The following is a 13,191-nucleotide window of genomic DNA, read 5'->3' on the forward strand; positions in this document are numbered from 1 at the left end:
CTTCGCTGCCTCTGCATTTCACGGAACGATGAGGCTATGCGCCGCGTCTTGCTCCGGCGCGTGCGAGAGCGCACAGCATGGCCGCGACGTCAGCGCGGCAGACAGAGATCCGATTTTTCGTCAGTCGTTCTCGCGCCGCCGCCGGGCGCAATTGTCACTTCACTCGTGGTCGCGCGACCGCGCACCGAAGCGCCGCAGCGAGGATCGTCGCCAGGCGCTGAAAAAGAACTGGAGAAAGTCGACACGGAGGCCGTGCAGCCTCCGACAAGGAGCGAGAGAAAAAACGCCGCGGCGGCGAAGGTCGATCTCATCATCTCGATCTCATCGTCTTGCGCTTATCATGACGATCAGATCATAGCGCGTTTTCAGCTCTTCGGCGAGAATGCGCGTTGCGGCGAAATATCAGGCGGATTCACGCGCATCGCTGCGATCCTGATCGCCATCGCGGCGGAGAGAATAGCGAGAAATCCGATATAGGCCGGCGCGTCGGGGATGCGTTTGCCGAACGAGACCATGAATTGCAGCCAGAGATAATGGCCGCAGATGAGATGCAGCAAGCGCCAGCGCCGAATTCCAAGAAACGCGATCGCGCCGTCCCATGACGTCGCCGCCATGGCGATGATGCAGAGATAACCGAAGCCGCCGAAAATCAGCATCGCCGGCGTCAGCGCGTCCGCCGCCTGAGTCGGGCCCATGCGCGCAAGCCATGCGATCACGATGGCGTGAATAAAATGTGAGAAGGCGAAAGCGAGGCCGAATGGGCGGCGATTGCGTCGCTGCCAACGCGACAGGGCGGATGGCCAGAGCTTCGCAACAGCGCTCGCGGTGAAGGCGAGCAGGAACAGAAGGAGCGATGTCCGCGCCGTCAGGCGGATCACTGCGCGGATCGCAGCTTCGTTCGTTCCATTGATGGCGAGCACACCGCCTGCGGCGGGGAGGAGCGCCAGAGCAATAACGATCCAGAGGCGTGGTCCTTCAAAGAAGCGCATTGCGAAACTCCTGATGTAATCAATGATTACATATCGAAGCGCTGCATTGTCGAGAATGTATTCGCTGATTACATTCACCTTGGCGTGAGCAGGCGTGAGACATCCGCAGCCGCAAAGGCGAAATCAGGCGCGAAGCGCGCGTCGCGCCGGCGCGCCTATCATCATGGCGATCTGCGCGCCGCGATGGTGGCGGCGACGCTCGCGATCATCCGGGAGGAGGGGCTCCCGGCGCTTTCGGTGCGCGCGGCGGCGAAGCGCGCCGGCGTGTCGGCTGGCGCGCCATTCCGGCATTTCGCGTCGCGCCGCGTGCTGCTGACCGCGGTGGCGGAGGAGGCGACGGAGAAGCTCGCTTGCGATATCGAGGCGGCGGTCGCCGCGTCGCGCGGCAAGACGCCCGCGGACGCCCTGCGCGCGATCTCCTTCGCCTATCTCGATTGGGCGCTCGCCAACCCTGCCCAGTTCGAGACGATCTCGGATCGCCGGCTGATCGACTATGACCAGTCTCCCGTTCTCCGGGGGCGCAATGACGGCGTGCGGGCGTTGCTCGATCAGGCGATCGGCGATCTGCTTGTTGAGGCGGGGAGGCCTCATGGTCCTGAAATCATCGTTCGCATCCGGCTGGAGATGCGGGCCTTGGGCTACGGCCTCGCGCGCATGCTGATCGATGGACATTTTTCCGATTGGGGCCTTCCCGGCGAAACGCCGCGCCGCGCCATGGAGCGGGTGATTGGACAGTTCATCGAAAGGCTGGCGCGGGCCTGATATCTCGTGACTATCTGATGAATCTGCATCTATCTCTCGGCTGTCATTCCGGGGCCGAGCGCAGCGAGGAGCCCGGAACCCAGAAGATGGTTTCGCTGCGCGATCTCTGGGTTCCGGGCTCGCTCCTTCGGAGCGCCCCGGAATGACAAGCTGAATGGAGGAAGATGGCCTCCCTCTCCCCCCGCGGGAGAGGGTGTCGCCGAAGGCGACGGGTGAGGGGGGAGCGCCACTCATCGAGTTTCCCCCTCATCCGTCGCTGCGCGAAGCGCAGCGACACCTTCTCCCGCAAGGGGAGAAGGAGGGCCGCGAGGTCGCGGGGCGAATAGCGCCGCTCTTGCTCGATTGAACCCGATCGGCTTGAGGACCACATTGGACCCATGAGCAATCTGTTCGCCGCCGCCGGACTGGAGAAGGACGCGCCGAGGCCGCTGGCCGACCGGCTGCGGCCGGCGAAGCTTGGCGAAGTGGTCGGCCAGTCGCATCTCACCGGTCCCGATGGCGCGCTGACGCGGCTGATTGAATCCGGCTCGCTCGGCTCGCTGATCTTCTGGGGACCGCCCGGCACGGGCAAGACGACCGTGGCGCGCCTGCTCGCCGGCGAGACCAAGCTTCACTTTGAGCAGATTTCGGCGATCTTCTCCGGCGTCGCCGACCTCAAGAAGACGTTCGACGCCGCCCGCGCCCGCCGCATGGCCGGGCAGGGGACGCTGCTGTTCGTTGACGAGATTCATCGCTTCAACCGGGCGCAGCAGGACAGTTTCCTGCCCGTGATGGAGGACGGCACGATCACGCTTGTTGGCGCGACGACGGAAAACCCGTCCTTCGCGCTCAATGCGGCGCTGCTCTCCCGCGCCCGCGTCATGGTGTTCAAGGCGCTCGACGAAGAGGGGATCGAAGCTCTGCTTTCGCGCGCCGAGGCGATCGAAGACAGGAAGCTGCCGATCGACGAGAATGCGCGCGCGGCGCTGGCGCGCATGGCCGACGGCGACGGCCGCGCGGCCCTCACCTTGGCGGAGGAAGCCTGGCGCGCGGCGCGCGACGGCGAAATCTTCACCGCCGATCGTCTCGGCGACATCCTGCAGCGGCGCGCCCCGATCTACGACAAGGACCGCGACGGCCATTACAATCTGATTTCGGCGCTGCATAAATCGGTGCGCGGCTCCGATCCCGACGCCGCGCTCTATTATTTCTGCCGCATGATCGACGCCGGCGAAGACCCGCTCTATGTCGCGCGCCGCATGGTCAGGATGGCGGTCGAGGATATCGGGCTCGCCGATCCCCAGGCGCTTGTCATCACGACGTCAGCGAAGGAAGCCTACGACTTCCTCGGCTCGCCCGAGGGCGAACTCGCGCTCGCCAACGCCGTGATCTATCTGGCGACGGCGCCGAAATCGAACGCGGCCTATGCCGCCTGGAACGCCGCGCGGCAGACGGCGCGGGAAGGCGGTTCGCTGATGCCGCCGAAGACCATCCTGAATGCGCCGACCAAGCTGATGAAGACCGAGGGCTATGGAGCGGACTACGCCTATGACCATGACGCGCCGGACGCCTTCTCCGGCCAGGATTACTTCCCCGAGGCGCTCGGCCGGCAGCAATTCTACGATCCGCCCGAGCGCGGCTTCGAGCGCGAGATCAGGAAGCGGCTGGATTACTGGGCGAAGCTGAGACGGGAGCGGCGCGCTTCGTCGTGATGGCCGCCTCCGGGCACGGTGACGCCGTCGCATGGGGTCGCTATGACGGCCGCATGACTGCGATCCCCCTCGTCTTTGTCGGCGCCGGCCTCGGCGGCGTGCTGCGCCATCTCATCAATGTCGGGGTCGCACGCCTTCTCGGCTCCGACTTCCCCTGGTGGACCCTGATCATCAATGTCACGGGATCGGTCGTCATGGGTCTGATCGCGGGCTGGTTGACCTTCAGGACGGACGCGATCTGGAGCCAGAGCGCGCGGCTCTTCATCATGACCGGCGTGCTGGGCGGCTACACCACCTTCTCCGCCTTCTCGCTCGACGCCGTGCTGCTGTGGGAGCGCGGCGCGTCGGCGTCGGCGCTCGGCTATGTCCTCGGCTCTGTCGTGCTCTCGATCCTCGGGCTTGTCGCCGGCCTTCAGCTCGTGAGGAGCTTCACATGAAAGGGCGCAGCGCCGGCGGCGGACGAGGCCGCGATCAAAGAGGGAGCGGCGCCCGCCCGCCGGCGAAAGGCGGCAGGCGAGCGGAGGGCGGCCGTGGTCACGCGCCGGAGCGAAGCGAGCGCCCGAAGAGCCGCGCGGCGGGCGATCGCAAATTCGGCAAGCCGGAAAAGCCGAGTCGCGAGAGTCGCTTCGCGCGCGAGCCTGATGCGCGACGCGAGGAGCATCGACCGCGCGGCGATCGTCCTCAGAAACTGAATCAAGCGCCTGAGAAAAAGAATCAGGCTCCTGCCAGAAAGATTCAAGTGGGCGCGAAATCGCGCGAGCGGGATTTCAGCCGCGACCGCGCGCCGATCCAGCCTGAGCGCGACCACGAGCCCGTCGAACGCGCGCCGGCAGACATGATCTCGACGGCGGTGCAGACGGTGACGGTCAGCGCCGACGAGAATGGCATGCGGGTCGACCGCTTCCTCGAGGCGAAATTCCCGGGCCTGTCCTTCGCCCATATCCAGCGCATGGTGCGCAAGGGCGAGCTGCGCGTCGATGGCAAGCGCGCCGACTCCAAGGATCGGTTGGAGGAGGGACAAAAGGTCCGCATCCCGCCGGTGCGGCGCGACGCCCCGATGCGGCCGGACGAAGAACGCCGCGCCAAAGTGATCGCCGAGCTCAAGGACATCACGCTCTATGAGGATGACGATGTGCTCGTCATCAACAAACCGTTCGGGCTCGCAGTGCAGGGCGGCTCCGGCACGACGCGCCATGTCGACGGCATGTTGATGGCCATGATGGAGCCGGACGGGCAGCGTCCCCGGCTGGTCCATCGTCTCGACAAGGACACGGCGGGCTGTCTTGTCATCGCCAGGACGCGCTTCGCCGCCTCGACGCTCGCCAAGACCTTCCGGACCCGCGCGGCGCGCAAGATCTACTGGGCGCTGGTGTCGGGCGTGCCGAGGGTCAGGCAGGGCCGCATTTCGACCTATGTGGCGCGCGAGGAGCAGGACGACGGCGACAGCCGCATGCGCGTCGCGCGCCATGGCGACGAGGGCGCGTCGCACGCGCTGACCTACTACGCCGTTGTCGACACCTCGGCCCAGAAGCTCGCCTGGCTGTCGCTGAAGCCGGTCACCGGGCGCACCCACCAGCTTCGCGTCCACACCGCCGAGATGGGGCATCCGATCATCGGCGATCCCAAATATTTCAACATCGAGAACTGGAGCCTGCCGGGCGGCATCCAGAACAGGCTGCACCTGCTGGCGCGGCGGATCGTCATTCCGCATCCGCGCGGAAAAGGCACGATCGACGTCAGCGCGCCCTTGCCGCCTCATATGCAGCAGACCTGGAATCTGCTTGGCCTTGACGCGAAGCGCTACGATCCGATCCTCGACGCGCCCGATGAATGAGCCGCGGCGCGGGCGCGCTAATTCAGCGCAGGCAGCTTCGCTCGCACCTCCACAAAGGGAGGCAAGTGCTCGTCAAAGCCGTTCGGCGAGGCTGAGTAAGTGAGAGAGTAGGCGTGCTCGGATCCCCCTCCGATATCGATTACCTGCTTGACGAAATTCGCACCATCCTTACCCGCCGTGCAGGTGGTCTCAAGCGCGTCCAAGCCGCCAAAAGACGTCTGTGACGACGCGGTGCACGAAACCGTCGCGTTTAGTTGCGCGAAGCCCTGCTGCATGGCGTCTTGCACCTTGTGGAACTCGACAGGAAGATTGAAATTTCCTGAGGTTATCCGCTTCAAGACGGTCAATTCGATCACCGCGAGCGGTTTGTTGTTTGTCCCTGGAAGGATTGCTCTTAGCCGATAACCTTCGCTGCCGCTCGGGGCCGCCAATTTCGATACTGTCCAGCCAGCGGGCCAATCGACGCTCACTTCCGCGGCTCTGGCCGACGCGGGCAAGAGAAACGCGGCAATGACGGCTCCTGTCTGCGCGATAAAATGAACGCTTTGCTTCATACGCGCCCCCTGTTGAGCCTGGTTCGCTATGGACTACTCACCGTCTTCGGCATTCTGTGCGGTGACGCACAGGCTGACCTGTTGGCGGGGCGATTGTCCTTGGTCGCTCAGCCCGACTTTTATGGGCCACTGATTGAGATCGCGAAGTCGGACTCCCTCACCCATCGTACTTTTTGAAAGGAACTCGACGCCTGCCTTTGAGAACGCGACCTCGACGCAGTTCTCGCGCTGATACGGGAATCGACGGTCTGCTGCTCCAGGCGCCGGCCTCCGGCGAATTTGAACGCCGAAGGCCGATCGGTTAAAAGACTGACGGTGAAGAGTTTCAGCGTGCTCATGCTTGAGCCTCTAGATCACGCCGCATTTTGATTGAATCAATCAAAATGCGGCGTGATCGATTCCAAAAATTGAGAGCATGGCTTTTACAGAGCGAACGCTCGCGTTCGTCTCGGAAAAACCGGTTCCCACTTTTTCGCGCCATGCTCTAGCCGAGACTAAACATCTAACGCGGCAGATTAAGGCGCGCGCAAAATCCGACCGCGCCGCGCGGGTCTTGCTCGCCTCTCGGTCCAACGCGCGGATGTCCCAATCGCCCGGTGCTGATCGCGACGCATTCATCGAACGTCTTCGCCACCGGAATCCGGGTCGGTCGGCCGTTGACGTCAGGCCGCGTAATGTACCGCGTCTGCGCGTTCGCAAATGGAACGCCGACGACGCACATGAAAAAGGCCAACGCCCCTGCGACGGTCTTCATGCAATCCTCGCCAAGAATAGATGGGCTTCGACGTTCTGCGCGGGAGCGCTCCATGAGCCAGGCGTCGAATCCGCTCGCAATTTCTGAGCGTGCTCCTTTTCTACCTGAGCAGCGTTACGCTGTCAATGACTTTTTTCCTATTACTTCGGCTTTCCCTTCGCCGTGCGATCGAAGTTTGCGACCGCCAAGCGCTGCGATCGATCCCTGACCCTGTAACCGCTAAAAGCCCGGACGACTTCCTCCTAACGGTAATACAGGGCGTTAACTGGCGTGACCTAACGTGCTCCGGCAATGGCTGCGTCGAGGCGCGGCCTGAGCGGCGTTGGAGCGTCACCCGGCAGTATGCGTCACTTTCCGTTCCCGAGCGCAGGACAGTCGCCCAGCCGGAACCGCGTGCTGCAATTCGTGATGTTCGTGGGAGCATCGGCGTTGGCGCTTGTCATCGCCATGGCGACCGGACATCTGTCAGGTCCTTTCGCCGCCACGCTTCTCGCCGGCGCGATCGCGCTGATGGTGGCTGCGGTCTGGTTCGTGCTCATGGCGCAGAATTCCGCGACGATCCACGCGGCCGAGACGCAGAAGGGCGGGTCGGAGCTTTTCCTCTCCGATTCCTCGGAAGCCGCGTTCGTGGTCGGCGATGATGGCAAACTCTGCGGCGGCAACGCGCATTTTGCGGCCCTCGCCGCCGTCGATCACCAGGAGATCGCCGGCTGCGACATTTCAGATGTCCTTCCCGGACCGATCGTCGAGGCCATGACGCTCGCGCTCGAGCATGGGCTCGATTCCACCGGCGCGATCGAGTGTGAGAACCGCGTCGGCGAATGGCTGATCGTCGAGGTAGCGCGTCGGCATGGCGTCGCGGCCGCCACACATGAGTTCGCATTCGTCATGCGCGACCTGACCGAAATCCGTCGGCGCGAGATTGAGCTTGCGACCCTGGCGTTTCAGGACCCGCTGACCCATCTCGGCAATCGCGCCGCGGTGACGCGGCGGTTGGCCCGCCTTGCCGACGATCTTGCCGAAGGGCCCGAGGCGAGCTTCGCCGTGATGGCGCTCGATCTCGACCGCTTCAAACAGATCAACGATCAGCTCGGCCATATGGCCGGCGACGCGCTGCTGATCGAAGTGGCGGCGCGCATCGCCCAGGCGGTTCCGCGCAACGCCTTTGTCGGGCGCAATGGCGGCGATGAATTCGTGGTGGTGGCGGGACCGCGCGCGACCTACGCCTCGGCGCGGCAGATCGCCCAGCAGATCGTCGAGACCGTTTCGCGCCCGATTGCGCTGAAGGCGGGTCCCGTCGAGGTCGGCGTCTCGATCGGCGTCGCCTTCGCGCCGGCCCATGGCGAGACGACGGACAGGCTGCTCGAAGCGGCGGACGCCGCCATGTATCGCGCGAAGCGCGCCTGTTCCGGCTACGCCTTTGCTGATGACGAGCCGGCGGCGGACATGAAGTCGGTGGCGTGAGCGCTTCGTGGCGGCGCTAACGCGCCGCGTTTCCTCGGGTCGCCGATTGGGCTATCGCCCCGCCATGACGCCCCCGCCATCCCCCTTCGACATTCCCGACGGCCAAAAGCCCGCCGCGCCTGATCTGGTCCGCCGTGCCTCGAAGACGCCGGCGCCGAAGCGCTTCTGGCGCGTGGCCGCGGCTGAGCCGGTCGAAGGCGGCTATGGCCTCACGCTCGACGGCCGGCCGGCGAGGACGCCGTCCCGGCGCCCGCTTTACGCCCCCGATCTCATCTCAGGCGAGCGGCTGGCGGCCGAATGGAACGCGGTCGGGGAGACCATCGATCCCGCAGACATGCCGCTGACTCGGCTGATCAACTCCGCCATCGACGGTGTGGCGGACCGCGCGGCGGAGGTTCGCGCCGACATCGTGAAATATGCCGGCAGCGATCTCCTCTGCTATCGCGCCGCCGAGCCCGAGAAGCTCGTGGCGCGCCAGACCGAACTCTGGGACCCGGTTTTGCGCTGGGCGCGGGAGCGCCACGGCGCGCGTCTCGCGCTGGCGGAGGGCGTGATGTTCGTCAGTCAGCCGCCCGAAGCGATCGATGCGATTGCGGCGGCCGTCGCAACAATCCCCGCGCCGCATGCGCTCGCCGCGCTGCATTCCGTGACAACGCTGACTGGCTCCGCGATCCTCGCGCTTGCGCTGTTCGACGGCCATCTCGACGCCGACGCGGCCTGGGCCGCCGCCCATGTCGACGAAGACGTTCAGATGCAGATCTGGGGCGAAGACGAAGAGGCGCTTGCTCGCCGCGCATTGCGGCGGCGCGAATTCGACGCGGCGGCGTTCCTGCTCTCGTCCTGACGGTCGGTTGCGGCTTCCGTCGCACCTGCTAAGCACCTCGTTGGCGCGCAGGCCGGAGTGCGCCGGGGAGAGATGCTTGCGATGAAGGACATTCTCGAAACGCTGGAAGACCGTCGCGAAGGCGCCCGCAAGGGCGGCGGCGACAACCGCATCGCGGCCCAGCACAAGCGCGGCAAGCTGACGGCGCGCGAGCGGATCGAGCTGCTGCTCGACAATGACAGCTTCGAGGAATTCGACATGTTCGTGCAGCATCGCTGCACGGATTTCGGCATGGAGAAGAGCCATGTGCCGGGCGACGGCGTCGTCACCGGCTGGGGCACTGTCAATGGCCGCACCGTGTTCGTCTTCGCCAAGGACTTCACCGTGTTCGGCGGCTCGCTGTCGGAGACGCACGCGCAGAAGATCATCAAGATCCAGGACATGGCGCTGAAAATGCGTGCGCCCGTCATCGGGCTGTTCGACGCCGGCGGCGCGCGCATTCAGGAAGGCGTTGCGGCGCTCGGCGGCTATGGCGAAGTGTTCAAGCGCAACGTGATCGCGTCAGGCGTCATCCCGCAGATATCGGTCATCATGGGGCCGTGCGCCGGCGGCGACGTCTATTCGCCCGCCATGACCGACTTCATCTTCATGGTGCGCGACACGAGCTACATGTTCGTCACCGGCCCTGATGTGGTGAAGACCGTCACCAACGAAGTCGTCACCGCGGAAGAGCTCGGCGGCGCGAAGGTGCATACGAGCAAATCGTCGATCGCAGATGGCGCTTTCGAGAATGACGTCGAATGCCTGCTGCAGGTCAGGCGGCTCGTCGACTTCCTGCCGGCGAACAATCAGGCCGGCGCGCCGAGCTGGCCGAGCTACGACATGCCGGACCGGATCGACTATTCGCTCGATACGCTCGTGCCCGACAATCCGAACAAGCCTTACGACATCAAGGAGCTGATCCTGAAGGTCGTCGATGAAGGCGACTTCTTCGAGATTCAGGAAGCGTTCGCGAAGAACATCGTCACCGGCTTCGCGCGCATCGAGGGCTCGACGGTCGGCGTCGTCGCCAACCAGCCGATGGTGCTCGCCGGCGTGCTCGACAGCGACGCGTCGCGCAAGGCGGCGCGCTTCGTGCGCTTCTGCAACGCCTTCAATATTCCGATCGTGACATTCGTCGATGTGCCGGGCTTCCTGCCCGGCACGGCGCAGGAATATGGCGGCCTCATCAAGCATGGCGCGAAGCTGCTCTTCGCCTATTCCCAGTGCGATGTGCCGCTGGTGACGATCATCACCCGCAAGGCGTTCGGCGGCGCCTACGACGTCATGGCGTCGAAGCATGTCGGCGCCGACGTGAATTACGCCTGGCCGACGGCGCAGATCGCCGTGATGGGCGCGAAAGGAGCGGTCGAGATCATCTTCCGCGCCGAGATGGACGATCCCGAAAAGATCGCGGCGCGCACGGCCGAATATGAAGGGCGCTTCCTCTCGCCCTTCGTCGCGGCGGAGCGCGGCTATATCGACGAAGTCATCATGCCGCATTCGACGCGGCGTCGCATTGCGCGCGCGCTGGCGATGCTGAAGACGAAGAGTGTCGAGCGGCCGGCGCGCAAGCATGACAATTTGCCGTTATAATATCGCGGCGATGGCGCGCGGCGGTGAGGCGTGGAATGTCTGACCGCCGCAAGCTTGCCCCAACGCCATCGCAATTAAGCCCTGTTGAGTGGGCCAATCTCGCCAATCACGCGACGCGGCCGAGAGTCGACTGAACTCCGGGAAGCCGCTGCTCGCCTTGGGCGATATGGTTGGGGGCTTCTGATGCCGATGTTACGCGGGTGTGACGGCGCGATTTTCTGGATCGCGATGCCGTTGATGATGGGCGGCTGCGCGACGGCGCCATTGGACGGCGGCGGCTCCCTGACCTCCTACGCCGATCTGACGCAATCCGACGGCGTTTTCGCGCGATCGAAGCTGCGCGTGAACAAGGACGCCGTGCTCGCCGCGCGAACTCTCAAGCTGGCGCCGACCACCTTTTCGGCTTCTGCGCGACAAGACGAAATCTCGGATGACCAACGCAAGCTGATCGCGAATGTCGTTGACCGCTCGCTCTGCGGGAAACTCAGCGAGCGCTTTCAGATCGTGCCCGCGTCAGAGAAAGCGGATTTAACCGTGCGCGCCGTGATCACCCACATGACGGCGACGGATGAAAAGGCGGTCGCCGTCACAAAGGTCGCATCCGTCGCCAAGTCGGTGCTGTTGCCTGGAGTGCCGGTTCCCGTGCCGAGGCTGCCGATCGGCCTGGGCAGCCTCTCGATCGAAGCCGAGGCGCGTACGGAGCCGCCGCCTGTCGTCGCAAGCGGCAAGGAGCGTCGCAGGAAGGTTGACGGCGGAATTGCGCGTGGCGAACAGGTCGCTGCGATGGTCTGGGGGCGCGGGGCGAATGCGTTGTGGGGAACGGCCAGAGTCTCATCATCCGGCGACGCTTATGAGTTCGCCAGCGCCTTCGGCGATGATTTCAGCAAGCTGCTCGTGACAGGAGAAAGCCCGTTCAACTCCTTGCCGACGCCTTCGCTCGCCAGCCTTCAATCAGCCATGGGCGGCGCGCCGAAAAATCCGGTCTGCGAGGCTTTCGGACGCGCGCCAGGCGTGATGGGGATCATCGGCGGCGCTGTCGGCGCGCCGCCGGAATGGACCGACAAGGGCGCGCCGGCGGAGCAGCAAACCGCGGCGGTTCAGTAGAAGCGCTGAATTAGGCTGCATACTCATAATTGGAGGGCTCAGCGCGCGAGTCGAAAAGTGTTCAGGGCGGGTTTCGCGGCCGAAGGCCGTGGTTCTCCCACGGTCGAGGACGCGAAGCCCGATCATGGGCGCTTTTCGCCGCGCCCACCTATCCCGGCTGTAGCCGGGATAGGCAATCAAGAGCGCCCACATCGCATCAATGCGATGTGGGTGGGTTCGCTGAAGGGCCGCCGATTGCGGCGGACACGTCGCTCGATGGTGGACAACACCATCTTCGCGCCGTCTCCTTGCCCTCGACGGCCCTTGAGCGAACGCTGAGCGCCTCGAATTATGAGTATGCAGCCTAGTCAGGCGGCGCGAAGCCTCACGCCGCCTTGCGCGCCTTGACGGCGGGCTTCGCCAGCTCCACTGCGCGCTTTTCGACGGTCTTCAGCACGCGCAGGAAATTGCGGCCAGCGATCTTGGCGAGCGCAGCATCGCCCCAGCCGCGCGAAATCAGTTCCGCGAACAGATGCGGGAATGTGCTCGCATCCTCAAGGCCGGGCGGATTTGTGCCGCCGAAGAAATCCGAACCAATGCCGATGTGATCGGGACCGACGATATCAGCCATATATTCGATGTGATTGGCGAGCAGGGCGGGGCCGTCGCTCTCCCATTCCGAGATCGACTCTCGCTTGGCGGCGTTCAGATCGTCCTTGTTCGGCGTATCAGGCGCTTTTCCATAGCTGTCCTGGAACCGTTTGAGCGAGTCGCGCGTCTTCTGCCTGATAAAAGCCGGCACGAAGGTCGCCATGACGATGCCGCCATTCGCCGGCAGGCGTTTCAAGATATCGTCGGGCGCATTGCGCGGATGATCGCACAGCGCGAATGCGTTGGAGTGGGTCAAGGCGATCGGCGCCGTCGATGCGTCGAGCACATCGTGGGTCGATTTCGGCGACGCGTGGCTGCAATCGATCAGCACGCCGAGCCGGTTGAGTTCCGCGATCACCTCGCGGCCGAAATCAGTCAGGCCGTCATGGCGCGGCTTGTCGGTCGCACTGTCGATCCAGTCGAGCGCGCCATTGTGGCAGAGCGTCATCACGCGCATGCCGAGCGTATGCCAGGCGCGCAGCGGCTTCAGGCTGTTCTCGAGGCCGACGCCGCCCTCAACCGACATGATCGAGCCGATCTTGCCGAGCCTTCGCGCCGTCGCGAGGTCGGAGGTCTTCCGCACGGGATGGAAGACGTCGGAATGCAGCTCCTCGATCCGCCTGATCACATCGATCTGTTCGAGCGTGACAGTCGCGGGATGGGGAATTTCGGTTGGCAGGAACGCGGCCAGCACCTGCGCGCCGACCTGTCCCTTGCGCAGCTTCGGAATGTCAGTGTCGCCGCGGTTGCGGCTTGTTTCCAGCCGGAACCTGGCGACGTCTCCGCGCGCCTCGCGGTCGCCCCTGATCACCCAGGGCAGATCGTTATGGCCATCGATCAGCAGATGGCGTGATAGAAAGTCGCGCGCCTTGGCGAGCGCCGCGCGCCGGCTGGTTTTGGCGCGCGAAGACTTGATGGCGTTGGACGACGCAGCGGACATTCGGACGGCTC

General features: G+C 64.6%; 11 protein-coding genes. 8 read left to right on the forward strand and 3 right to left on the reverse strand.

The annotated features are described in order from the left end of the window. Nucleotides 1-365 precede the first annotated feature (365 nt). Nucleotides 366-989, reverse strand: coding sequence for a hypothetical protein (locus L8F45_RS05890; RefSeq protein ID WP_342361955.1), 624 nt, complete (start codon nucleotides 987-989; stop codon nucleotides 366-368). Nucleotides 990-1,073: 84 nt separating this feature from the next. Here L8F45_RS05890 and L8F45_RS05895 point away from each other — a divergent pair, with 84 nt between their 5' ends. The 4 genes from L8F45_RS05895 (at nucleotide 1,074) to L8F45_RS05910 (ending at nucleotide 5,276) form a co-directional block, all read left to right on the forward strand. After that, nucleotides 1,074-1,751 carry a TetR/AcrR family transcriptional regulator gene (locus L8F45_RS05895; protein WP_342361956.1) on the forward strand — a complete coding sequence of 226 codons (678 nt, stop codon included), beginning with the start codon at nucleotides 1,074-1,076 and terminating at the stop codon, nucleotides 1,749-1,751. A 377-nt stretch (nucleotides 1,752-2,128) separates the two neighbouring features. Beyond that, nucleotides 2,129-3,442, forward strand: coding sequence for a replication-associated recombination protein A (locus tag L8F45_RS05900; protein ID WP_342361957.1), 1,314 nt, complete (start codon nucleotides 2,129-2,131; stop codon nucleotides 3,440-3,442). A gap of 53 nt (nucleotides 3,443-3,495) precedes the next feature. Then, the gene (gene crcB / locus L8F45_RS05905; RefSeq protein ID WP_342361958.1) at nucleotides 3,496-3,879 is read left to right on the forward strand and encodes a fluoride efflux transporter CrcB; all 384 of its coding nucleotides are present in this window, start codon (nucleotides 3,496-3,498) and stop codon (nucleotides 3,877-3,879) included. Between the two features lie 302 nt (nucleotides 3,880-4,181). Then, nucleotides 4,182-5,276: an RluA family pseudouridine synthase gene (locus L8F45_RS05910; RefSeq protein ID WP_425329986.1), complete on the forward strand. Its 1,095-nt coding sequence runs from the start codon at nucleotides 4,182-4,184 to the stop codon at nucleotides 5,274-5,276. A 17-nt stretch (nucleotides 5,277-5,293) separates the two neighbouring features. Here L8F45_RS05910 and L8F45_RS05915 read toward each other — a convergent pair whose 3' ends face one another. Continuing rightward, entirely contained in the window at nucleotides 5,294-5,830 is a 537-nt protein-coding gene (locus tag L8F45_RS05915) for a DUF4946 domain-containing protein (RefSeq protein WP_342361960.1), read from the reverse strand. A 1,147-nt stretch (nucleotides 5,831-6,977) separates the two neighbouring features. Here L8F45_RS05915 and L8F45_RS05920 point away from each other — a divergent pair. The 4 genes from L8F45_RS05920 (at nucleotide 6,978) to L8F45_RS05935 (ending at nucleotide 11,610) form a co-directional block, all read left to right on the forward strand. Continuing rightward, nucleotides 6,978-8,048 carry a diguanylate cyclase domain-containing protein gene (locus L8F45_RS05920; RefSeq protein ID WP_342361961.1) on the forward strand — a complete coding sequence of 357 codons (1,071 nt, stop codon included), beginning with the start codon at nucleotides 6,978-6,980 and terminating at the stop codon, nucleotides 8,046-8,048. Nucleotides 8,049-8,112: 64 nt separating this feature from the next. After that, on the forward strand, nucleotides 8,113-8,892 hold the full coding sequence (locus L8F45_RS05925; protein ID WP_342361962.1) for an ATP12 family chaperone protein: 780 nt from the start codon (nucleotides 8,113-8,115) through the stop codon (nucleotides 8,890-8,892). Nucleotides 8,893-8,973: 81 nt separating this feature from the next. Then, nucleotides 8,974-10,506, forward strand: coding sequence for an acyl-CoA carboxylase subunit beta (locus tag L8F45_RS05930; RefSeq protein ID WP_342361963.1), 1,533 nt, complete (start codon nucleotides 8,974-8,976; stop codon nucleotides 10,504-10,506). A gap of 183 nt (nucleotides 10,507-10,689) precedes the next feature. Beyond that, nucleotides 10,690-11,610 (forward strand): DUF3313 domain-containing protein, encoded by a 921-nt coding sequence (locus tag L8F45_RS05935; protein WP_342361964.1) that lies wholly within the window; start codon nucleotides 10,690-10,692, stop codon nucleotides 11,608-11,610. 364 nt (nucleotides 11,611-11,974) lie between these two features. Here the strand turns inward: L8F45_RS05935 and L8F45_RS05940 are convergent, their stop codons facing one another. Next, nucleotides 11,975-13,180: a dipeptidase gene (locus tag L8F45_RS05940; protein ID WP_342361965.1), complete on the reverse strand. Its 1,206-nt coding sequence runs from the start codon at nucleotides 13,178-13,180 to the stop codon at nucleotides 11,975-11,977. Nucleotides 13,181-13,191: the final 11 nt, after the last annotated feature.

Origin of the sequence: Terrirubrum flagellatum (assembly GCF_022059845.1) — a bacterium.
In the GTDB taxonomy this organism is placed as follows: Bacteria; Pseudomonadota; Alphaproteobacteria; order Rhizobiales; family Beijerinckiaceae; genus Terrirubrum; species Terrirubrum flagellatum.